Genomic DNA, 20,574 nt, shown 5'->3' with positions numbered 1-20,574 from the left:
CGCCGGGTTACGCGCCGGGCCGGCGCGCCGCGGACAGTCCCGCGATCAGCGCGGCCTCTCCGTCGCCCAAAGTGACCTGCGCGCCCTGCGCTTGCAAGCCACGGGCGCAAATTTCCGACCAGCCGGGGGCGGAGGCGGAGGACAGCGCCAGCACGGTCTGGCCCAGCCACCACGGTTTCGCCGCGGCGAGTTCCGCGCCCAGCACGGCGCCGGCGGCGCGCGGGGTGTGGCGTCCAAGGCTGAGCGGGGCCAATTCGCGGGCGAGGCGTTCGGGGCGCGAAAGCGTATCGGCGAGAGCTGCGTCGAACCCGTCGCCGGCTTCGAGCGGTGCGCCGAGCGCGGCCAGCATCGCGGCGGAGCCTGCGCGCATCGCGCTGACGACTTCGCCCGCCGAGATATGCGCCCAGATCGCGCTTGCGCCGCAAATCCAGATCACGCCATCGAATTGCGGGATGCCTGCGAGGATACCGGCGATTCGGGCGGCCTCGGGGGCCGTGATCTCGGTGCCGTCGCTGTCTTGGATGAGGCCGGGCAGGGCGGGGTAGCTTTGCCCGCCGATCTCGGTTAGCGGCAGCGCTCCGTCGGGGCGAGGCGTGCAGGGAAGCGCGCGAAGGTCAGGGCCTGCAGTGGAGGCCGCCACGATGGCAGCAGCCCCTTCAGGCAAGAGCGGGCGCGCGGCGGGCCCGGTTTTGCGGTCGGTCACCGCCCCGTCCGACACATGTGCGGCGCGCCAGCGCCCGAATTCTTCCGTGAGTGCGATCCAATCAGCCATGGCGCATCAGATCGCATGGAGGTGGTGCGGGATCAACCCCGCGACAGGCAGGCGGTGATCGTGTCCGCCATTCCTTGCATCAGGTCCTCATAGAGACCGGGGCCATAGGTCAGCGCGGTGCCGGAAGGATCGAGCGATTTGCCGAGCCTCACCGGCGTCCCATCGACGAGGATTTCGACCATTTTCGGGTCGTGGTTCGCTTCCGGGAAGGCGCAGACGGCTTCCTTGGCCGACGCCTCTTCGCGCAGGCTCACCAGATGGGCGGCCCCCGGGGTGGAGGCATCGCTCGGGGAAAGCGCGCCCATGATGGTCAGCCCGTAATGATCGGCGAGATAGCCGTACGCCGCGTGATAGACGAGGAAAGGCTTGTCCGCGATCGGCGCGAACTCGGCCTTGAGCTTGGCGTCGAGCGCCTCGATCCGCGCTTGCGCGGCTTCGGCGTTGGCCGCGTAGGTCTCGGCATGTTCGGGATCGGCCTTGGAGAGGTCTTCGGCGATCAGACCGAGCCAGAGCTTCGCATTGTCGGGGTCGAGCCAAGCATGCGGATCGGTCATCTGGTCGACTTCGGCGTGGTCCCCATTCCCGGCCTCGGCGTGATCCGCGTCGGCGTCGACGCTGTGATCATGCGGGTCCGGCACCGAGAAGCTGCGCAGGGTCGTGCCGGGCGCGTGAAGCAATTCGACCGACTGGCCCTTCACTCCCACGCCGTCGATCGCGCGTTCGAGCCACGGGGTCAGCCGCGGGCCGACCCAGAAGACGAGGTCCGCGTCTTGCAGATCGCGCGCCTGGCTGGGCTTCAGTTGATAGTGATGCGCGTCGGAATTCTGGCCGAGCAGAACCTCCGGCTGCCCCAGATCGCCCATCACCTGCGCGACGAGTGACTGCACCGGCGGAACATCGGTCACGACACTGGGCGCCTCGGCTTGGGCGAGGGCGGGCAGTGCGGAAAGGGCGCTCACGAGAACGGGAAGGGTGGGGCGCATCTGATGTCTCCTGTCCGCTTGATCCGAGGGGCGGAAAATGTATGTTATAAAATCACTCGTCAAGAAGAAATGTGATAAGGTAACATGCTCGTGGGTTCTTCGACCTCTTCCGCAAAGGCTTTCACGCCGCATGACCACAGCCGATGCGCCGGCGCGACGCTGGCGCGCGCCGAGGCTGTCGCCGCCGAAAAGGGCGCGCGGCTGACTCCTGTGCGTAAGCGTGCACTGGAAATACTGCTGGAAGAACATCGGGCTATGGGGGCCTACGAAGTGCTCGACCGGCTCGCGGCGGATGGGTACGGCAAGCAGCCGCCCGTCGCCTATCGCGCGCTGGAATTCCTTGTCGAGCACGGTCTCGCGCATCGCGTGCGTCGCCTCAACGCCTTCGCCGCCTGCATGAGCCCGGGCGAAAAACATGCGCCGGTTTTCCTGATCTGCCGCAACTGTGGCGAAGTCGCCGAGGCCGGCCCCGAAGAAGGGGCCGACGAGGTGCGTCACGCGTTGCAGGGCGCAGCCGAGCGGTTGAATTTCCATGTCGAGCGGGCCACCGTAGAGGCGCTGGGGCTCTGCCCCAACTGCGCCGCCGAGGAGGCGCAATGAGCGAGTTGATCACGGCGCAGGGTCTGAGCGTGCGCCATGGCGAGGTCGAGGTGCTTCACGGCGTCGACTTCACGATTTCCTCGGGCGAGATCGTTACCGTCGTCGGGCCCAACGGGTCGGGGAAATCGACGCTGATCCGCGCCCTGATTGGGTTGGAGCGTGCCGCGCGGGGCAAAGTGAACCGTCAGGCCGGGCTGCGGATCGGTTACGTCCCGCAAAAGCTGCATGTCGATGCGAGCCTGCCGCTGACCGTGCGCCGGTTCCTGTCGCTACCCAAGCGCGTCTCGAACGCCCGCGCCGAGGCCGCTTTGGAGCGCACCGGCGTTCCGCATTTGGGCGGGCGGCAGATTTCGCGGCTCTCGGGCGGGCAGTTTCAACGTGTGCTTCTGGCGCGCGCCCTGCTGTCCGAGCCGCAGGTCCTGATCCTCGACGAGCCGACGCAGGGGCTCGACCAGCCCGGCACGGCGGGGTTCTACAAGCTGATCGAGGAGGTCCGTCAGGAAACCGGCTGCGCGGTGCTGATGGTCAGTCACGATCTGCACGTCGTGATGTCGGCCTCGGACAGGGTGATCTGCCTCAACGGCCATGTCTGCTGTCAGGGGACGCCGAAGGTGGTGGCCGAGGCGCCGGAATATCGCGCGCTATTCGGGATGGGCACGCAAGGGGCCTTCGCGCTCTATCAGCACAGCCACGATCATGGCGAGCATGCGGATCACGCAACCTGCAGCCACGATCACGATCACGCCGACGACGCGGCGAAGGACGGCACTCAAACGCACGGGCAGGCGCATGTTTGACGATTTTCTTTTCCGCGCGGCGTTGGCCGGGATCGGCCTGACCTTCGCGACCGGGCCTCTGGGCTCTTTCGTTGTGTGGCGGCGCATGGCCTATTTCGGCGATGCGACCGCCCATGCGGCGATCCTCGGCGTGGCACTTAGCTTCGCCTTCGGCATCTCGGTCTATCTCGGCACGCTTGGCGTGGCGCTGGCGATGGCGCTCACCGTCGCGCGGCTCTCGGGGCGCGGCCATGCGATGGACACGCTCTTGGGGGTGCTCGCCCATTCCGCGCTGGCCTTCGGCCTCGTCGCGGCGTCGCTGCAATCGGGGCTGCGGGTCGATCTGTCGGCTTGGCTGTTCGGCGACATACTCGCCGTGTCGCGCAGCGATCTGGCCGTGGTCTGGGGCGGGGCCGCAGTGGTCGCAGCGCTGCTGGCATGGCGCTGGCAGGGGCTGCTGACCGCGACGATCAACGACGAGCTGGCGATGTCTTCCGGGCTCGACCCGCGACGCGAGCAGATGGCATTGACCATCGCGCTGGCGCTGACCGTGGCGGTGGCGATCAAGATCGTCGGTGCGCTTCTGATCGCGGCGTTGCTGATCGTCCCGGCGGCTACGGCGCGGCAATTTGCGCGCGGGCCGGAGGCGATGGCGGCGGGCGCGACCGGGGTGGGGATCGCCTCGGTGCTGCTCGGGCTTTGGGGCTCGTTGCAGTTCGACACGCCTGCGGGTCCGACGATCGTGGCGGCCTCCGCTGTGCTCTTCGTGCTGTCCCTGCCGCTGCGTCGCGCGCGCTAAGCCGCGCTGCCGCTTGCCAATTCCCGTCCCGCGCGGTGAGATGCGCGACAAAGGAGCCTCGATGGATCATCGCAGTTTCAAGACCCCGTCGCAGATTTTCGTCGACCTAGCGGCGGGCAACCCGCAGCGCCGCATGGCTTTCGATCCGGCGCAACGACGCGCGGCGCTGCAGGCGCTCTCGCGCGCGATCCATGATTGCGAGGCGGAGATCCTCGCCGCGCTGGCGGAGGATTTCGCCAAGCCCGAGGCCGAAATTCGCCTGACCGAGATCCTGCCCGTTCAGGCGGAGATTTCGCACGCGTTGCGCAATCTGAAAACGTGGACGAAAGTGCGTCGGGTGCGCCCGACCCGTGCGATGTTGGGCACCCGCGCGCGGATCGTGCCGGAGCCGAAGGGCACCGCGCTGATCATCGCGCCGTGGAACTACCCGCTGGCGCTGTCGCTCGGGCCGCTGGTTTCGGCCATCGCGGCGGGCTGTGCCGCGATCGTCAAACCCTCAGAGCTGGCCCCGGCCAGCGCCGCCGTGATCGCGCAGATCGTCGACGAGGCGCTACCTGCCGATCTCGTGCGTGTGGTGCAGGGCGGGGTCGAGGTCAGTCAGGAACTGCTAGAGCAACCTTTCGATCATATTTTCTTCACCGGCTCGCCGCGGGTGGGCAAGATCGTGATGGCGGCGGCGGCGAAGCATCTCACCTCCGTGACGCTGGAGCTGGGCGGCAAATCCCCGGTCATCGTCGGCCCCGGCGCCGACCTGAAAAAGGCCGCGCGGATGATCGCCTGGGGCAAGTTCGCGAATGCCGGTCAGACCTGCATCGCCCCCGATCACGTCTATGTCGCCAAGCAGATCGAAGCCCCGTTCCTGGCCGAGCTGAAAGCCGCGATTGCGCGGATGTATGGCAAGACGGAAGAGGCGCAGGCGGCCACGCGCGATCTCGCGCGGATCATCAACCCGGATCATTTCGCCCGGCTCATGGGCATGATCGAGAGCGCGCAGTCAGCGGGCGCAAAGGCGCTGACCGGCGCAACCGGTGAGGCGCAGAGCCGCTATATCGCGCCGACCGTCCTGATGGGCACCGATCCGTCGATGACGGTCGAGCAGGAAGAGATTTTCGGTCCCGTCCTGCCGGTCATTCCCTTCGACGATGCGGTGGATGCGGTGACGCGGATCGAGGCCGGGCCGAAGCCGCTCGCCCTTTACATCTTCGAGCGCGACCGCGGCTTGATCGACCGATTGCGCCGCGCAACCAGTTCCGGCGCGGTGGGCATCAATGTCGCGCTGGTTCATTACCTGCACCAGAACCTGCCCTTCGGCGGGATCGGCAATTCGGGCGTGGGTGCGGCGCATGGCCATTGGGGCTTCGAGGCATTCACTCATCTCAAACCCGTGCTCGAGAACCGTTTCGCGCCGCTTGCGATGCTGATGCCGCCCTATCGCAGCGGACGCATGGCGAAGCTCGCCCAGAAATTTCTGCGCTAAGGCTGACTGCGGATTTCACGCGTGATCGCGTTCCGCCACAAGCCCGTGTAATCGCTCCGGTTGGCGAGATCGCGCCCTAGTTGAACTCCTGTGATCAATAAGAAACAGGGGATTCACCAATGGCATCAACCGAAACGATGGCGGGAGGAGGCAAGCTGCGGCGGGACGCCGGGGTCATCGGGCTGCTCTTCGCCTCCACGACGTCGATGATCGGCTCGGGCTGGCTCTTCGGGGCCTATCACGCCTCGAAAATCGCTGGGCCGCTCTCGGTCTGGTCCTGGGTGGTCGGGGCGGCGATCATCATGCTGATCGCGCTGTGCTTCGCCGAACTCTCCACGATGTTCTCCAAATCCGGCGCGCTGGTCCATATGAGCCACGCGAGCCACGGTGCGACCTTGGGCAGGCTCTGGGGCTGGATGCTGTTTCTCAGCTATGCGCCGGTGCCTGCGGTCGAGGCCGAGGGGATCGTGACCTATGCGAACAATTACCTGCCCTATTTTCTGCGCGGAGACGGGACGGGCACGCTGACGCTGGTGGGCTTCATCACCTCCGCGCTTCTCCTGAGCGTTCTGGCGCTGCTGAACTTGCTGGCGATCAAGGCGCTGCTGAAGGTTAACAATACGGTGACGTGGTGGAAGATCGCGGTGCCTCTGATCACCGTGGTCGGCCTGATCGCGGCTTCGTCCCATTGGGGCGTCTGGCATGCGGCTCCGGGCACCTACAAGGCGCAAGGCATGTTCACCGCGATTCCGGCCGCAGGGATCGTGTTCTCGTTCCTCGGCTTTCGCACGGCGATCGACTTGGGCGGCGAGAGCGCCAATCCCGGCCGCAATATCCCGATGGCTGTGATCGGCTCGGTCATTCTTGCCGCGATCGTCTATATCCTGCTGCAAGTGGCCTTCATCATGGCCCTCTCGAAGGGCGATCTGGCGAATGGCTGGTCGTCTCTGAGCTTCAAAGGTTCCGCGGGTCCCTTCGCCGGTCTCGCCGCGACGCTCGGCATGGGCTGGCTGGCGCTTCTCCTCTACGTGGACGCCTATATCTCGCCCGGCGGGACGGGGCTGATCTACGTCACTGGCGGCTCGCGCATCCTCTATGCCGTGGGAGATACCGATAGCGGGCCGAGCGCGCTGACGCATACCACCCGTCACGGCGTGCCGTGGCTGGCGGTTGCGGTGATGTGGGCCGTGGGCGTTTTCTTCCTGCTGCCCTTCCCGGCGTGGCAATTGCTGGTGGGCTATATCAGCTCGATCACGGTTCTGACTTATGGCCTTGGTCCGATCGTGCTGATGGTGCTGCGCCGGTCGCAGCCCGATGCCGAGCGTGCGTTCCGTCTGAAAGGGGCGGAGTTCCTTGCACCACTGGCCTTCATTGCCTCGAACCTCGTGATCTACTGGACCGGGTTCTACACCGACTCGATCCTGTTCGGGATGCTGCTCGTGGGCTTCGCCATCTACGCGCTCGTCTTCCACGCCGTACAGAAGAAACCCGCCTCCGAGTTCGGCTGGCGCCATATCGGCTGGCTTGCACTGTGGTTCGGCGGGCTCTGGATCATCACCGCGCTCGGCACTTCGGATCACGCGCTGGGGGTGCTGAACTTCTGGGGTGGGATGGCCCTCGTCGCGGTGTGGTCGCTGGTCGTGATCTGGTTCGCGCTGCGCGCGGCACTTCCGGCGGAAGAAACCGGGGCGCTGATGGAGCGGATCCAGCGCGGCAACTGAGCCGGTCCGAGAGGCCAAAAAGGCGCGCGAGAAAATCTCGCGCGCCTTTTCTTATTTGCGTTTCCCCTTCCAGCGGCGATGAATCCAGAGCCATTGCTCCATGTGCTTGAGGATCATCTCCTCCAGCCCGTCATTGAGGGTCTGGGTCATCGTTTCGGGGTCGGTATGGGGCACGGGCTTGTCAGCGTAGATCCTGAAGCTGAGTCCGTCGGGCTGGCGGATCGCGTAGATCGGCACCAGATCGGCCTTCATCTTCAGCGCCATTTCCGCCGCAGACAGAGGTGTGAAGGCGGGCAGGCCGAAGAAGCTCAATTCCGCGCCCTTGCTGAAATGCTGATCGAAGCCGAAGGCGACCATCCCGCCATCGCGCAGGAACTTTATCATGTCGCCCAAACCCCGGCGCGAGCGCGAGAACAGCGGCTCGGCGATGGCGGAAATGGTCGAGACATATTGTTCGTTGAAGAGCGGGTTGTTCATCGGGCGGTAGATCGCGCCGACCCGGTAGCCGCGCCCTGCAAGCGCCGCGCGCCACGCGTCGTAATTGCCGAAATGGCCCGCAGCCAGAACGACCGGACGCCCCTCGCGATGGGCGGCTTCCAGCGTCTCGGCCCCGGGGCCTTCGATCGGCAGATCGCGCACGCGGGCCACGAATTCCTCGCCGGAATAGATCTCCGCCAACATGCGGCCCAGATTGTCGGGCATCTCGCGCTGCAGCCGCTTGATCTCGTCCTCGGACAGATCAGGACAGGCGATCGCCAGGTTCTCGCGGATTTTGCGGGTGAAGCCAAGGACCGGCGCGAGCCGCGCCACCATCCGCCCCGCCGCCGGGATGCGCCGCTCGTAGGGTAGCCGCTGGACCAGCCGCATCACCGCCACGAAAAGGGCATTCGAGACGCGGTCGGACAAGGTGGGTTCGCGGTACTTCATCGTGTCGGGTGTCAGGCTCTGGCTTGGCGCGCAGCTCGGCGCTCACGCGACCAGACATAGAGGCCAGCCCCTACGATCACAAGCGCCCCGGCGATCGTGAACCCGTCGGGAAACTGTCCGAACATCAGCCAGCCCCAGAAGGACGCGAACAGCAGACCCGAATAGCCGAACGGTGCCAGCGTCGAGGCCTCGGCCAGCGCGAAGGCGCGGATCAGCAGAAATTGCGAGAGGCTACCCGCAAGCCCGAGGCCGAGGAAAACCCACAGATCGGAGAGCGCGATCGGCTGCCATATGAAGGGCAGGGCGAGCGAGGAAAGCGCAAGCCCGGTATAGGCGGACCAGAGCTGCGAGGTGGCCGCGCTATCGCCGCGCAGGTAGCGCGTCAGCAGCACCGCGCCCGCGAAGCTGAAGGCGGCGAGTAGCGCCAACAGTGCTGCCGGATGAAAGCCCGCGAAACCCGGGCGCAGGATGATCATCGCGCCGATAAACGCGGCCGCGATGCCGAAGATGCGGTGTGGGCCCAGCCGCTCGCCCAGAAACAGGGCGGCGCCGAGCGTCACGATCACGGGGTTCAGATCGCCAAGCGCGGTCGCGGTGGCCAGCGGGACATGTTTCAGCGCGTAGAAGAACGAAACGATCGCACCCATCTGGAACAAGGCCCGGCCCAGTTGGAACTTCGGCTGTGCGCTGCGAAGCCTGCGCGGCAGGCTGCCGCGATAGATGACCGCCAGCACGGCGGCATTCACCGCGAAGCGCGCCCAGACGATCAGAAGCGGGTGGTAACCTTGCCCGAGAAGTTTCGCAAAAGCGTCCATCAGAGTCAGCATCGAGAACGCGCCGAGCATCAGCGCGATCCCCATCCCGGGGCGATCGCCCTCGGGAAGCAAAGAGGGGGCCACGCCGGGCCCCCTCGCTGTCGCTTTCAACCCGGGCAGAGCCATCAGAGTAGGCTCTTGACCTTCTCGGCCACGGCCTCGGGGGTGATCCCGAACTTCTCGTAAAGCTCGCCTGCCGGGGCGGAGGCGCCGAAGCCCTCCATGCCCACGAAACCGGCTTTCGCCTCGCGGCCACGCTCGCCCAGAAGCCAGCGGTCCCACGGCTGGCGCACGGCGGCCTCGACCGCCACGCGGACCGAGTTCGGCGGCAGCACGCGCTTGCGGTAGGCCTCGTCCTGCTCGGCGAACAGCTCCATGCAGGGCATCGAGACGACACGGGTACCGATCGCTTCCTTCTGCAGCATCTCGCGAGCTTTCAGCGCGATTTCCACTTCCGAGCCGGTCGCCATCAGGATCACCTGACGCTTGCCATCGGCTTCGGCCAGAACATAGGCGCCGCGCGCGGTGAGGTTCTGCGGCTTGTACTCGGTGCGCAGCGTCGGCAGACCCTGACGCGACAGCGCCAGAACCGAGGGGGTGCCCTCCTGGTTCATCGCGATTTCCCACGCCTCGGCGGTCTCGATGACATCGGCGGGGCGGAAGGTCAGCGTGTTCGGCGTCGCGCGGCAAATCGCGAGATGCTCGACCGGCTGGTGCGTCGGGCCGTCTTCGCCCAGACCGATCGAGTCATGGGTCATGACATAGACGGTCGGCACTTTCATCAGAGCCGAGAGACGCATCGCGCCGCGCGCGTAGTCGGTGAAGCAGAAGAACGTGCCGCCATAAGGGCGCACGCCGCCATGCAGCCACTGACCGTTCATAGCGGCGGCCATGCCATGCTCGCGGATGCCGTAGTGGATGTAGCGACCCTTGCGGTTCTCCGCGTTGAAGACCGTCATGTCCTTCGACTTCGTGAGGTTCGAGCCGGTGAGGTCGGCCGAGCCGCCGATGGTCTCGGGGCAGGCGGCGTTGATCACGCCCAGAACCATTTCGGACGCCTTGCGGGTCGCGACCTTCGGTTTGGCCTCGGCCTGTTCCTTCTTGAACTTGCGGATCGCACCGGTCAGCTTCTTCGAGACGCCGCCTTCCATGATGCGCGTGAACTCGGCCTGCTTGGCCGCCGAGAGCTTGCCGAAGCGCTCCTCCCATTCGGCGCGCTCTGCTGCGCCGCGGGTGCCGATCGCTTCCCATTGCGACTTCACGTCGGCGGGGATTTCGAACGGACCGTGATCCCAACCGTAGATCGCCTTGGTGCGCGCGATCTCCTCGTCGCCCAGCGGCGAGCCGTGGGCGGAGTAGCTGTCGGCCTTGGTGGGGGCGCCGAAGCCGATGATGGTCTTGCAGTCGACCAGAACCGGACCCTTGGCTTGCTTCGCCTTGGTCAGCGCCTCATCGATGGCAACCGGATCGTGGCCGTCACAGGCGAAGACAGTCCAGCCCGACGCCTCGAAGCGCTTGCGCTGGTCGGTCTTGTCCGACATCGACACGCGGCCGTCGATGGTGATGTCGTTGTTGTCCCACAGCACGATCAGGTTCGACAGTTCCTGCATCCCGGCAAGGCCGATGGCCTCCTGGCTGATGCCTTCCATCAGGCAGCCGTCGCCTGCGATGACCCAGGTCCGGTGATCGACGAGCTTCTTGCCCCATTGCGCGCGCAGCGCCTCTTCGGCGATGGCCATGCCGACCGAGGTCGCGAGGCCCTGGCCGAGCGGCCCGGTGGTGGTTTCCACCGCGTCGAGCAGGAAATTCTCGGGGTGGCCCGCGGTCAGCGCGCCCGACTGGCGGAAGTTCTTGATCTGGTCGAGCGTGACCTGCTCATCGCCGCAGAGATAGAGCAGCGAATAGATCAGCATCGAGCCGTGGCCGGCCGAAAGGATGAAGCGGTCGCGGTCAGCCCATTTCGGGTTCTTCACGTCGAATTTCAGGTGGTTCTGGAACAGAACGGTCGCCACGTCGGCCATACCCATCGGCATGCCGGGGTGACCGGAATTGGCGGCCTGCACCGCATCCATCGCCAATGCGCGGATCGCGGAGGCAAGTTTCCAATGCTCAGGATGGGCGGCGCGCAGCTCTTCGATTTCCATGAAACGTCCTTTCGCGGGGCAGCAGTTGGATGGGTCCGCGCCCCTGATAGCAGGGATCGGCCCAAGATCAAGCGTGGCCCACAAGTGCTTGGGGCAAAAGGGTGGGCTTGCCCTGTCGCAAAGGGTTAGACTGATCGAAATCCGCAGCCGGGCCGCGATTCGGCCATGGCAAGCGAAAAACATGAGGACGAGGAGGCGTGCATGAGTGATATCGCCGAATACGAACGCCGCATCGCTTTCGCGCTCGAACGGATCGGGCGCGGGGTCGAAGCGCTCAAGCAGCGCGAGGCAATGCAGGCCAAGGCAGCGCAATCCGCAGCGCAGCAAACCGAGCCGGAGGCCGCCGAGGCGGAACTGCCCCCGGTACCGGAGCCGCCGCCCGAAGTTGTCGCAGATCCGGCGGAGGTGGCCGAACTGAAAGCCGCGCTCGCCGCGGAGCAGGAAGCGAACGCACAACTCTCCGAACGCGTCCGCGCGATCCGCGAGAAACAGGACACCACGCTGGGCGCGATGGAGCGCAAATACGGCGCCGCCGTCCGGGCGCAGGAAGCTGCCTTCAAGGAGGTCGCTGCCCTCAAGCAAGCCAACGCGGCGCTGGTCGCGGCCAATCGCAAGCTGATGGACGAGGGCGTGGCCTTCTCCGACGAGGCGCTGATGGCCGAGTTGCAAAGCCTGCGCGCCGCGCGCGACGGCGAAAGCACCGAGCTTGAGCAGATCATCGCGGGTCTCGACCCGATCATCGAAGCGGCGAGCCGCGAGGAGGGGACCGATGCCTGAGGTGACGATTTCCGTCGGCGGCCGCGATTTTCAGGTCGCCTGCCAAGAGGGTGAAGAACATTTCCTGCGCTCGGCCGCCGGGATGCTCGACAGCGAGGCGCAGGTGCTTCTGGGCCAGATCGGGCGCGTGCCCGAGAACCGGATGCTGTTGATGTCGGGGCTGATGCTGGCCGACAAGGCTGCGGGCATCGAGGATCAGCTGCGCGACGCGATGAACCGTCTTGGCGAATTGCAGGCGAAGATCGACGAATTGCAGTCGAACCCGGCCCATGTCGAAGTGCCGATCCTGCCGCCCGAAGTGACCGAGACGCTGGCCGAGATCGCCGCACGCGCGGAGTCGCTCGCCGACCGGGTCGAGGACGACGCGTGAGACGTACGCTATTTGGGGCGCTGCTCGCGGGCGCCGCGCTGACGGGGCCGGTGGAGGCGCAGGATGCGGCGGCGCCATCGGGGCAACACGACACGCCCGTCGAGCGGCTTGAGCCGCTCAACCCGACGACCGGCGATACGGTAGAGCCGGTGGTGACCGTCACCTATCATTGCGAGCGCGGCGCGGAAGTGCACGCGGCCTACATCAACGACACCGATCCCCAGCGCGTCGCCCTGTTCCTGCAGGGACGGCTCGTCGTGATGAGCCATATCCGCTCTGCCGACGGCGCGAGATACGCCGAGGATGGCGAGGGCGAGGCGGGTTATGTATGGTGGACAAAGGGCCACGGCGCGATGCTCGACTGGATCGCCGAGGACGGCGAGGCGCAACCGCTGTTCCGCGCCTGTCAGGAAGACTGAGGGCCGCAACGCGATACGCGCGGCGGCCCTGAAGAAATCGTATCAGACGAACGGAAAGCGCCGCGCGCTTACTCGGCCGCCTTCATCTCGAAACCCTTTTCCAGCTGATCCGAAGGCGTGATCGGATACTCGCCGGAGAAGCAGGCATCGCAATATTGCGGGCAGGAATTGTCGCGGCCCTTGGCCTCGCCCACCGCGCGATACAGCCCGTCGAGCGAGATGAACTTGAGGCTGTCCACGCCGACCCATTCGCGCATCTCTTCCTCGGTCATCTGCGCCGCCAGCAGCTTGTCGCGGTTCGGCGTGTCGACGCCGTAGAAGCACGGCCATGCGGTCGGCGGCGAGGCGATCCGGAAATGCACCGATTTCGCGCCCGCATCGAGGATCATGTCCTTGATCTTGCGCGAGGTGGTGCCGCGCACGACCGAGTCGTCGACAAGGACCACCCGTTTGCCGCGAATGAGCGACTTGTTGACGTTCAGCTTGAGGCGCACACCCATGTTGCGGATCTGCTCGGTCGGTTCGATGAAGGTGCGGCCCATATACTGGTTGCGCGTAATCCCGAGCGCGAAGGGGATGCCGCTTTCCTGACTGTAGCCGATCGCGGCGGGGGTGCCGCTGTCGGGCACGGGGCAGACCAGATCGGCCTCGACCGGGGCTTCGCGGGCCAGCTCGACGCCGATGGCGCGACGGGTCTCGTAGACCGAGCGGCCGCCGATCATGCTGTCGGGGCGCGAGAAATAGACATGCTCGAAGATGCAGAAGCGCCCGGTCGAGGGGCCGAAGGGGCGCGAGCTTTCGATATGGCCGTCCTGAATGACCACCATCTCGCCCGGATCGATCTCGCGGACGAATTCCGCGCCGATGATGTCGAGCGCACAGGTCTCGGAACTGAGCACATAGCCATGTTCGCCGAGCTTCCCCAGCACCAACGGGCGCACGCCCAGCGGGTCGCGCACACCGATCAGCTTGGTGCGCGTCATCGCGACGATGGAGAACGCGCCTTCCACGCGGCGCAGCGCGTCGGCGATCCGGTCGGCGTGCTTGCGCTGGATCGAGCGCGCCATCAAGTGGATGATGCATTCGCTGTCGGACGACGACTGGAAGATCGCGCCGCGCTCGATCAGTTCGCGGCGCAGCGCGTCGGCATTGGTGAGGTTGCCGTTATGCGCGACCGCGCAGCCGCCCATCGAGAACTCGCCGAAGAAGGGTTGAATATCGCGGATCACCGCCCCCTTGGAGCCTGCGGTGGAGTAGCGCACATGGCCGATGGCGATATCGCCCGGCAGCGTTTCCATCAGACTCGACTTGGTGAAATTGTCCCGGACGTAGCCGAAGCGGTGAGCGGAATTGAAGCCGGTTGCGGCATCATGCGCGACGATACCGCCCGCTTCCTGACCGCGGTGTTGCAGGGCGTGCAGACCAAGAGCCACGAAATTCGCGGCGTCGGAAATGCCGACCACACCAAAGACGCCGCATTCTTCCTTGAGCTTGTCGTCGTCGAAAGGATGGGCGAAGTGGGTCTTCTGGGCGGCGGGGCAGGACATGGCATCAGCTCCGTATGACGCAAGGGGAGGGCGCTTGCGCTCATTTATATGCAAACGCGAGAGGTGTTAACCCCTCGCGCCTGCAAAAACCGTCATGTGGCTGTCATCAATTCGCCGTTGCCGGGGGCAATTCGTCCGTCCGGGCCGGGGCATCGGCACCCGGAGGTGCGGGACAGGCGGCTACGAGTTGCTCGTAGCGTTGCACGATCCAGCCGGGCGCATCGGCGGGCATCGATTCGTCGAGCTGTCCGGAGGCGCGCGAGAACACCTTGGCCGAGCGCGAGTCGTCGACCACTGGCACGGGGTCGTTGCTCATCACGCGGTCGTAGACGACGAAGGCCACTGCGACGAGGATCACGCCGCGCACCACGCCGAACAGGAAGCCAAGCCCCTGGTCGATCCCGCCAAGGGCCGAGCGTTGCACGGCGGAGGCGAACAAGGGCGTCAGGATCGAGAACACGACGAGCGCCACGGCGAAGACCACCGCGAAGCCGCCGATCATGCCCAGCTCGCAGCTTTGGCCGATGAACTTGTCGAGGCCGGGGATCTGCTGCACCAGAGGGCGTGCCTCGTTGGCGAAAATGTAAGCGACGATCGCCGCCGCGATCCAGCCGACGATGGCCAGCGCCTCACGCACGAAGCCCCGCGAATAGGCGAGGATCGCCGAAAGAATGATGACGACCGCCACGATGGCATCGACAATGGTGAACCCGTCCATTTTCGCTCCTGTGTTCTCGGCGTTATCCGGCGCCGAACATCTCCCCGGTAAAAGTCACGAGATCGCCCAGCTTGCGCAGGGACATCCCGCTCGACCCTTCGGCTTTCGTTCCCGAGGGTGCGATCGCTTGTGAAAAACCAAGTTTCGCCGCTTCTTTCAACCTGTTTTCCGCTTGACCCACGGGACGCAGCGCACCCGACAGGCTGATTTCCCCGAAAATCACCATGTCCGCTGGAAGCGCCACATCTTCGCGCGCACTGAGAAGCGCGGCGGCCGCGGCGAGGTCGGCTGCGGGCTCAACCACCCTCATCCCGCCCGCGACATTCAGGAACACGTCGAGCCCCGCGAAGGGGATGCCGCATCGCGATTCCAGCACCGCGAGAATGGTCGAGATCCGCCCGCTGTCGAGCCCGACTACGGTACGACGGGGCGAAGCAAGCGTGGAGGGTGCAACCAGCGCTTGAATCTCCGTCAGCACCGGTCGCGTGCCTTCAATTCCTGCGAAAACCGCCGATCCCGGCGCGGGTTGGCCGCGCTCCGACAGGAACAGCGCCGAGGGGTTGGCGACCTCGGCCAGACCCGCCCCGGTCATCTCGAAGACACCGATCTCGGAGGCCGGGCCGAAGCGGTTCTTCACCGCGCGCAGGATGCGGAACTGGTGGCCGCGCTCGCCCTCGAAATAGAGCACCGTGTCGACCATGTGCTCGATCACGCGCGGGCCCGCGATCTGGCCTTCCTTGGTGACGTGACCCACGAGGATGACGGCGGTGCCGCGCTTTTTTGCGAAGCTCACCAATTCGTGTGCGGCGGCGCGCAGCTGGCTTACCGAACCCGGTGCGCTGTCGACATTGTCCGACCACATGGTCTGGATCGAATCGATGATGACGAGGTCGGGGCGCTCGGCTTCCAGCGTCGTCAGGATGTCGCGAAGCGAGGTTTCAGCGCCCAGCCCGACCGGCGCGTCCGCAAGGCCCAACCGTTGCGCGCGCATCCGCACCTGGCTCGCCGCTTCCTCTCCCGAGATATAGAGTGCCTTCACTCCCTTGCGGGCGAAGCTGGCGGTCGCCTGCAGCAGAAGCGTCGATTTCCCGATGCCCGGATCGCCACCCACGAGCACCGCCGAAGCCGCCACGAGACCGCCGCCCAGAACCCTGTCCAACTCCTCCATGCCCGATTTCACGCGGGCGGGCGGGGTTTCCTTGGTGTCGAGCGCGGTGAGCGGGATCACCTTGCCCTTAGCGCCTTTCATCCCGGAGCCAGGCGTGGTCGAGATCGGGGCTTCCTCGTGGATGGAGTTCCATGCGCCACAGGCGTCGCAACGCCCGGACCATTTGGCATGCGTCGCGCCGCACTCGGCGCAGCGGAAGATCGCGGATTGCTTGGCCATGAGGTCAGCTGCGTTCCAGATTGGCGGCGATCAGGCTCGCGCATTGTTCGGGATGAGTGGCTGGCAGCATATGGCCCGCGCCCTCGACGCAGGCGACGCCCACATCGGGCAGGCGCGCGGCAATCGCCTCGGCCACTTTCGGCATCGTCGGCGGCGAGCGGTCGCCATGGATGATCATTGCGGGCGCGTCGATCTGCTCGATCCCGTCGGGCCGTGCTATCTGCGCCGGGTCTTCGAAATTGGCGCGAGAGATATTCTCGACCATCGGCATGCACGCGGTGAAGCGCTCCCGCTGCGTTTCGGTATAGCTGTCCCAAGGCTGGCCGGTGCCCCAGTCACGCATGAAGCCGCGTGCGGCCGGCTCGTAATCGCCCGCTTCCATCAATTGCTCGAAGTGATCCTGCTTGGCGCGCAGGTCCTGCCAATCCGGGTCGTCCTCGGGCAGCGCCGCGAACAGCACCGGCTCGATCAGCGTCAGCGAGCGGACGGCCTCGGGCGCGCCGACCGCGATGCGCAGCGCGACCGAGGCGCCGAAACTATGCCCGATCAGATCGACAGGGCGCTCAATGAAGCTTGCAGCGATCCGTGTCACCTGCGTCTGGAAGCTCCCGGGCTCGCTCGCATCGCCGCGCCAGGGTGCGGATTGCCCGTGGCTCGGCTGATCGAAGGCGGTCGCCGTGATCTGCTGGCCCAACGGCATCAGCGCCTTCGCCCAGAGGTTCGAACTGCCGAGCGTGCAATGGATCGCGATAGCCGGACGTTCGCCCTGACCGAAGCTCTGCCAGAAGACTTCGGCCCCTTGTCGTTGGTCGCGCGGCATTCAGAGCGTCCCCAGGTAGTCGTCGAGCAACTCCAGGTGATCCTGCCCCCAGAACCGCTCATCGGTGTCGGTCACGATATAGAAGGGCGAGCCGAACACGCCGGCCTCGACCGCGTCCTCGAGGTTCTTCTCATAGGTGACCGCGCCGTCGAAGAGGCCGGTGGTCGCCAGATTGCCGTCGAAACCGTTGGCTTCCAGCGCCTCGCGGATCACCTCGTCCGAGGCGATGTCCTTGTCCTCCGCCCAGCAGGCGCGCAGGATCGCGTTGACCAGCCCGCCGACGTCGCCGCCGCCCGCTTTCTGCGCCGCGATGATCGCATAAGACGACGGTGCGGGGTTCGGCGGATAGCCGGGAGGCGTGTAGTTCATCTCCATCCCGAGCCGCTTCGACCAGCGCTTGAGCTCCTGCATCCGGTATTCCATCCGGCTCTGGTGACGCTGCGCCGGGCGCACGCCGCCGGTGCGGTCGAACAGGCCCAGAAGGTCGAGCGGTTTGTAAGTCACGTCAGCGCCGTGACGCGCCGCGATCTCTTCGAATCGCGGGCCGCCGAGATAGGCCCACGGGCTGAACGTGCCGAAATAGTAGTCGATCCGTGCCATTCATAACACTTTCTTGACAGTCGAAATTGCCGCCACGCTACCCCGGTGCTAAGGCAGGCGCAATCAAGCGAATCCCGCCGGGGCTGCCCGGCGTCACGAAGGAACTGGCCCATGTCCGTCGTCACCGAACCGAAGCTCATCTCCGGAAATTCCAACAAACCGCTCGCGCAATCGATCGCGCGCCGCATGTCGATGCATCGCGGCATGTCTGTCGGTTTGGTGGATGCGCGGGTCGAGCGTTTCAACGACGGCGAGATTTTCGTCGAGGTTTTCGAGAACGTGCGCGGCGAGGATATGTTCATCATTCAGCCGACCTCGAACCCGGCCAATGACAACCTGATGGAGCTGCTGATCATCACCGACGCGCTCAAACGCTCCTCGGCAGATCGCATCACCGCCGTGATCCCCTATTTCGGCTATGCACGTCAGGACCGCCGGACCAAGGCCCGCACGCCGATCTCGGCCAAGTTGGTCGCGAACCTACTGACCGAAGCGGGCGTTGACCGCATCCTGACGCTCGACCTGCACGCAGCCCAGATCCAGGGCTTCTTCGATATTCCGGTGGACAACCTCTACGCCTCGCCGGTCTTCGCGCTCGATATCCTGCACAACTTCAAGGGCCAGACCGACGATATCATGGTTGTCTCGCCCGACGTGGGCGGCGTGGCCCGCGCCCGTGAGCTGGCCAAGCGGATCGACGCGCCGCTCTCCATCGTCGACAAGCGCCGCGAAAAGGCGGGCGAGGTCGCGGGAATGACCGTGATCGGCGACGTGAAGGGCCAGAAATGCATCATCGTCGACGACATGGTCGACACGGCAGGCACGCTGTGCAAGGCCGCCGACCTGCTGATCGAGCACGGCGCGACCGAGGTTCACGCCTATATCTCGCACGGCGTGCTGTCGGGCCCGGCGGTTGAGCGGGTGACCAATTCGGCACTGAAGACGCTGGTCATCACCGACTCGATCGAGCCGACCGAGGCCGTGAAAGCCTGCCCGAATATCCGCATCGTGCCGACCGCGCCGATGTTCGCACAAGCGATCCTGAACACCTGGTCGGGCACCTCGGTGTCCTCGCTCTTCGAGACAGACACGCTCGTCCCGATCTACGAGGGCATGTACACTCGCGACTGAGCGGTCGCGCCGCTGGACGCGCCGCGCTCGCTTGTTTGGATCGACCCGGGGTACATGCTCCGGGTCATTTCATTTCGTCGGAAAGCCCGATGGACATCGGCGCATTCCGCGCCATTCTGGCGGCATGCGCCTTTTCGCTCTCACCGCTCTCGTCATGATCGCTTTCGCGGCCAATTCGGTGCTCAACCGGATGGCGGTGCATGATGCTGGCTGGGGGCCCGCTGCGACGGGCTTCGTGCGGCTCGCCTCGGGGGCGCTTGTTCTGCTGCTTCTCGCGATGCGGGCGAAAGGAGTGCGGGGCCTGCGTCTGCCAAGGGCGGTTCTGAGCGCCGGGGTCGCGACGCTCGCGCTCTATATCTTCGGGTTTTCCATCGCGAGCGGGCTGATCGACGCTGGCGTCGGCGCGCTGACGCTGTTCGGGATGGTGCAGATCACCATGTTCGCGGGGGCGCTGTGGCTGCGCGAGGCGATCTCGCTCTGGCGCTGGATCGGGGCGGGGCTGGCCTTCGCAGGGCTTATCGTCCTGCTCCTGCCCGCCTCGGGCGACGCCCATATCGATCCGCGCGGTTTCGCGATGATGGCGCTCGCCGGGATCGGATGGGGGCTCTATTCGCTCAACGGGCGGCGCACGCACGATCCGCTGGTCGCGACCGCGCTTAACTTCGCGCTGGCCACACCGCTGGCGCTGATCTGGATGCTCGGCGCGGGCGACTGGGGGCAGGGCGCAAGCTGGGGCTGGGCGCCCGCGATCCTCTCGGGTGCTGTGACCTCGGGGCTGGGCTATGCGCTGTGGTATCGCGTGCTGCCGCAAATCCCTGCGAGCCTCGCCGCGATCGCACAACTTTCCGTGCCTCTGATCGCGGCGCTGGGCGGGGCGGTGCTTCTGGCCGAAATCCCGTCGGCGCGTTTCTGGCTGGCCGCGGCGCTGGTGATCGGCGGCATCGCGCTCTCGCTGCGGCGGAAAACCTGAGCACAACCGTCGGATGTTCGCCGCGGAAACGTCTTGACCTCGGAACCTCCAGCGCTTCTTTAGTGTTTGACGTACGAACCTTCGAACTCAAGAGAGGACATCATGGCTTTTGAACTTCCCGATCTTCCCTATGCCCACGACGCACTCGCGGATCTCGGCATGTCGAAGGAGACCCTCGAATATCACCACGACATTCACCACAAGGCCTATGTCGATAACGGCAACAAGGCGATTGCCGGTACCGAATGGGAAGGCAAGTCGGTCGAAGAGATCGTGAAAGGCACCTATCAGCCGAACGCCGTCGCGCAGAACGGCATCTTCAACAACGCCTCGCAGCACTGGAACCACACCCAGTTCTGGGAAATGATGGGTCCGGGCAACTCGGCCATGCCGAGCGAGCTGGAAAAGGCGCTGACCGAAAGCTTCGGCTCGGTCGACAAGTTCAAGGAAGACTTCGCTGCCGCGGGCGCTGGCCAGTTCGGCTCGGGCTGGGCATGGCTCGTGAAGGACAGCGACGGTTCGCTGAAAGTGACCAAGACCGAGAACGGCGTGAACCCGCTGTGCTTCGGCCAGACCGCGCTTCTGGGCTGCGACGTGTGGGAGCACTCCTATTACATCGACTTCCGCAACAAGCGCCCGGCCTATCTGTCGAACTTCCTCGACAAGCTGGTGAACTGGGAAAACGTCGCTTCGCGCATGTAATCTCCGCGAAACGAGCGAATTGGAAGGGCGTCCCGTGGGGCGCCCTTTTTCTTTGCGCGCTTCAGGACGCCCGTTTGTGAGCACGTTTGTGTGCCGGGGCGATTGCCGGGACGGAAAGA

At 65.6% G+C, this 20,574-nt stretch carries 21 protein-coding genes; 11 read left to right on the top strand and 10 right to left on the bottom strand.

What is annotated here, in order from left to right:
* Nucleotides 1-7 precede the first annotated feature (7 nt).
* Complete coding sequence (locus B6V76_RS06310; protein ID WP_088726981.1) at nt 8-772, bottom strand: 2-dehydro-3-deoxygalactonokinase; 765 nt, start codon at nt 770-772, stop codon at nt 8-10.
* Nucleotides 773-804: 32 nt separating this feature from the next.
* A complete protein-coding gene (locus tag B6V76_RS06305; protein WP_088726980.1) occupies nt 805-1,755 on the bottom strand; it encodes a zinc ABC transporter substrate-binding protein in 951 nt (316 codons plus the stop codon).
* Between the two features lie 84 nt (nt 1,756-1,839).
* Here B6V76_RS06305 and B6V76_RS06300 point away from each other — a divergent pair, with 84 nt between their 5' ends.
* The 5 genes from B6V76_RS06300 to B6V76_RS06280 all read left to right on the top strand — a co-directional run bounded on the left by B6V76_RS06300 (nt 1,840) and on the right by B6V76_RS06280 (nt 7,128).
* A complete protein-coding gene (locus B6V76_RS06300; RefSeq protein WP_088719023.1) occupies nt 1,840-2,355 on the top strand; it encodes a Fur family transcriptional regulator in 516 nt (171 codons plus the stop codon).
* Entirely contained in the window at nt 2,352-3,152 is an 801-nt protein-coding gene (locus B6V76_RS06295) for a metal ABC transporter ATP-binding protein (RefSeq protein ID WP_088726979.1), read from the top strand. Before B6V76_RS06300 ends, B6V76_RS06295 begins: the two co-directional genes overlap by 4 nt.
* On the top strand, nt 3,145-3,930 hold the full coding sequence (locus tag B6V76_RS06290; RefSeq protein ID WP_088719021.1) for a metal ABC transporter permease: 786 nt from the start codon (nt 3,145-3,147) through the stop codon (nt 3,928-3,930). The genes B6V76_RS06295 and B6V76_RS06290 overlap by 8 nt, the downstream gene beginning before the upstream one ends.
* 61 nt (nt 3,931-3,991) lie before the next feature.
* Nucleotides 3,992-5,407, top strand: a complete 1,416-nt coding sequence (locus B6V76_RS06285) for an aldehyde dehydrogenase family protein (protein WP_088726978.1) — start codon at nt 3,992-3,994, stop codon at nt 5,405-5,407.
* 119 nt (nt 5,408-5,526) lie between these two features.
* Nucleotides 5,527-7,128 (top strand): APC family permease, encoded by a 1,602-nt coding sequence (locus B6V76_RS06280; protein WP_088726977.1) that lies wholly within the window; start codon nt 5,527-5,529, stop codon nt 7,126-7,128.
* 51 nt (nt 7,129-7,179) lie between these two features.
* Here B6V76_RS06280 and B6V76_RS06275 read toward each other — a convergent pair whose 3' ends face one another.
* From B6V76_RS06275 to tkt, 3 genes are read right to left on the bottom strand one after another with little or no spacing between them, the layout of a single operon-like run.
* Nucleotides 7,180-8,055, bottom strand: a complete 876-nt coding sequence (locus B6V76_RS06275) for a lysophospholipid acyltransferase family protein (RefSeq protein ID WP_075776085.1) — start codon at nt 8,053-8,055, stop codon at nt 7,180-7,182.
* A gap of 11 nt (nt 8,056-8,066) precedes the next feature.
* Nucleotides 8,067-8,954 carry a DMT family transporter gene (locus B6V76_RS06270; protein WP_158275080.1) on the bottom strand — a complete coding sequence of 296 codons (888 nt, stop codon included), beginning with the start codon at nt 8,952-8,954 and terminating at the stop codon, nt 8,067-8,069.
* Between the two features lie 41 nt (nt 8,955-8,995).
* Nucleotides 8,996-11,014 (bottom strand): transketolase, encoded by a 2,019-nt coding sequence (tkt, locus tag B6V76_RS06265; RefSeq protein ID WP_088726976.1) that lies wholly within the window; start codon nt 11,012-11,014, stop codon nt 8,996-8,998.
* Nucleotides 11,015-11,215: 201 nt separating this feature from the next.
* Here tkt and B6V76_RS06260 point away from each other — a divergent pair, with 201 nt between their 5' ends.
* Genes B6V76_RS06260 through B6V76_RS06250 form a run of 3 tightly spaced genes read left to right on the top strand, consistent with a single transcriptional unit; the run spans nt 11,216 to nt 12,580 of the window.
* The gene (locus B6V76_RS06260; protein ID WP_088726975.1) at nt 11,216-11,791 is read left to right on the top strand and encodes a hypothetical protein; all 576 of its coding nucleotides are present in this window, start codon (nt 11,216-11,218) and stop codon (nt 11,789-11,791) included.
* Complete coding sequence (locus B6V76_RS06255) at nt 11,784-12,161, top strand: cell division protein ZapA (RefSeq protein ID WP_075776082.1); 378 nt, start codon at nt 11,784-11,786, stop codon at nt 12,159-12,161. Before B6V76_RS06260 ends, B6V76_RS06255 begins: the two co-directional genes overlap by 8 nt.
* A complete protein-coding gene (locus tag B6V76_RS06250) occupies nt 12,158-12,580 on the top strand; it encodes an MliC family protein (protein ID WP_088721887.1) in 423 nt (140 codons plus the stop codon). The genes B6V76_RS06255 and B6V76_RS06250 overlap by 4 nt, the downstream gene beginning before the upstream one ends.
* A 68-nt stretch (nt 12,581-12,648) precedes the next feature.
* Here B6V76_RS06250 and purF read toward each other — a convergent pair whose 3' ends face one another.
* The 5 genes from purF to B6V76_RS06225 form a co-directional block, all read right to left on the bottom strand.
* Nucleotides 12,649-14,127: an amidophosphoribosyltransferase gene (purF, locus tag B6V76_RS06245; RefSeq protein WP_075776081.1), complete on the bottom strand. Its 1,479-nt coding sequence runs from the start codon at nt 14,125-14,127 to the stop codon at nt 12,649-12,651.
* A gap of 106 nt (nt 14,128-14,233) precedes the next feature.
* On the bottom strand, nt 14,234-14,845 hold the full coding sequence (locus tag B6V76_RS06240; RefSeq protein WP_075776080.1) for a CvpA family protein: 612 nt from the start codon (nt 14,843-14,845) through the stop codon (nt 14,234-14,236).
* A gap of 22 nt (nt 14,846-14,867) precedes the next feature.
* Nucleotides 14,868-16,232, bottom strand: coding sequence for a DNA repair protein RadA (gene radA, locus B6V76_RS06235; RefSeq protein ID WP_088721886.1), 1,365 nt, complete (start codon nt 16,230-16,232; stop codon nt 14,868-14,870).
* A gap of 4 nt (nt 16,233-16,236) precedes the next feature.
* A complete protein-coding gene (locus tag B6V76_RS06230; RefSeq protein WP_088726974.1) occupies nt 16,237-17,052 on the bottom strand; it encodes an alpha/beta hydrolase in 816 nt (271 codons plus the stop codon).
* Nucleotides 17,053-17,652, bottom strand: coding sequence for a 2-hydroxychromene-2-carboxylate isomerase (locus B6V76_RS06225; protein ID WP_075776077.1), 600 nt, complete (start codon nt 17,650-17,652; stop codon nt 17,053-17,055).
* A gap of 111 nt (nt 17,653-17,763) precedes the next feature.
* On the opposite strand from B6V76_RS06225, the gene B6V76_RS06220 reads away from it, so the two are divergent.
* The 3 genes from B6V76_RS06220 (at nt 17,764) to B6V76_RS06210 (ending at nt 20,455) form a co-directional block, all read left to right on the top strand.
* Nucleotides 17,764-18,783 (top strand): ribose-phosphate pyrophosphokinase, encoded by a 1,020-nt coding sequence (locus tag B6V76_RS06220; protein ID WP_075776076.1) that lies wholly within the window; start codon nt 17,764-17,766, stop codon nt 18,781-18,783.
* A 124-nt stretch (nt 18,784-18,907) separates the two neighbouring features.
* On the top strand, nt 18,908-19,753 hold the full coding sequence (locus tag B6V76_RS06215; RefSeq protein WP_088726973.1) for a DMT family transporter: 846 nt from the start codon (nt 18,908-18,910) through the stop codon (nt 19,751-19,753).
* A gap of 102 nt (nt 19,754-19,855) precedes the next feature.
* Nucleotides 19,856-20,455, top strand: a complete 600-nt coding sequence (locus B6V76_RS06210) for a superoxide dismutase (protein WP_075776074.1) — start codon at nt 19,856-19,858, stop codon at nt 20,453-20,455.
* Nucleotides 20,456-20,574: the final 119 nt, after the last annotated feature.

The sequence above is a fragment of the Thioclava sp. IC9 genome, assembly GCF_002213225.1.
In the GTDB taxonomy this organism is placed as follows: domain Bacteria; phylum Pseudomonadota; class Alphaproteobacteria; order Rhodobacterales; family Rhodobacteraceae; genus Thioclava; species Thioclava nitratireducens.
This window is presented reverse-complemented; position numbering and strand designations above follow the sequence as displayed.

What these genes read in the sequence shown, in the direction of transcription:
- B6V76_RS06310 (WP_088726981.1), bottom strand. Translation starts at nt 772, where the DNA reads ATGGCTGATTGGATCGCACTCACGGAAGAATTCGGGCGCTGGCGCGCC.
- B6V76_RS06305 (WP_088726980.1), bottom strand. Translation starts at nt 1,755, where the DNA reads ATGCGCCCCACCCTTCCCGTTCTCGTGAGCGCCCTTTCCGCACTGCCC.
- B6V76_RS06300 (WP_088719023.1), top strand. Translation starts at nt 1,840, where the DNA reads ATGCTCGTGGGTTCTTCGACCTCTTCCGCAAAGGCTTTCACGCCGCAT.
- B6V76_RS06295 (WP_088726979.1), top strand. Translation starts at nt 2,352, where the DNA reads ATGAGCGAGTTGATCACGGCGCAGGGTCTGAGCGTGCGCCATGGCGAG.
- B6V76_RS06290 (WP_088719021.1), top strand. Translation starts at nt 3,145, where the DNA reads ATGTTTGACGATTTTCTTTTCCGCGCGGCGTTGGCCGGGATCGGCCTG.
- B6V76_RS06285 (WP_088726978.1), top strand. Translation starts at nt 3,992, where the DNA reads ATGGATCATCGCAGTTTCAAGACCCCGTCGCAGATTTTCGTCGACCTA.
- B6V76_RS06280 (WP_088726977.1), top strand. Translation starts at nt 5,527, where the DNA reads ATGGCATCAACCGAAACGATGGCGGGAGGAGGCAAGCTGCGGCGGGAC.
- B6V76_RS06275 (WP_075776085.1), bottom strand. Translation starts at nt 8,055, where the DNA reads ATGAAGTACCGCGAACCCACCTTGTCCGACCGCGTCTCGAATGCCCTT.
- tkt (WP_088726976.1), bottom strand. Translation starts at nt 11,014, where the DNA reads ATGGAAATCGAAGAGCTGCGCGCCGCCCATCCTGAGCATTGGAAACTT.
- B6V76_RS06260 (WP_088726975.1), top strand. Translation starts at nt 11,216, where the DNA reads ATGAGTGATATCGCCGAATACGAACGCCGCATCGCTTTCGCGCTCGAA.
- B6V76_RS06255 (WP_075776082.1), top strand. Translation starts at nt 11,784, where the DNA reads ATGCCTGAGGTGACGATTTCCGTCGGCGGCCGCGATTTTCAGGTCGCC.
- purF (WP_075776081.1), bottom strand. Translation starts at nt 14,127, where the DNA reads ATGTCCTGCCCCGCCGCCCAGAAGACCCACTTCGCCCATCCTTTCGAC.
- B6V76_RS06240 (WP_075776080.1), bottom strand. Translation starts at nt 14,845, where the DNA reads ATGGACGGGTTCACCATTGTCGATGCCATCGTGGCGGTCGTCATCATT.
- radA (WP_088721886.1), bottom strand. Translation starts at nt 16,232, where the DNA reads ATGGCCAAGCAATCCGCGATCTTCCGCTGCGCCGAGTGCGGCGCGACG.
- B6V76_RS06230 (WP_088726974.1), bottom strand. Translation starts at nt 17,052, where the DNA reads ATGCCGCGCGACCAACGACAAGGGGCCGAAGTCTTCTGGCAGAGCTTC.
- B6V76_RS06225 (WP_075776077.1), bottom strand. Translation starts at nt 17,652, where the DNA reads ATGGCACGGATCGACTACTATTTCGGCACGTTCAGCCCGTGGGCCTAT.
- B6V76_RS06220 (WP_075776076.1), top strand. Translation starts at nt 17,764, where the DNA reads ATGTCCGTCGTCACCGAACCGAAGCTCATCTCCGGAAATTCCAACAAA.
- B6V76_RS06215 (WP_088726973.1), top strand. Translation starts at nt 18,908, where the DNA reads ATGCGCCTTTTCGCTCTCACCGCTCTCGTCATGATCGCTTTCGCGGCC.
- B6V76_RS06210 (WP_075776074.1), top strand. Translation starts at nt 19,856, where the DNA reads ATGGCTTTTGAACTTCCCGATCTTCCCTATGCCCACGACGCACTCGCG.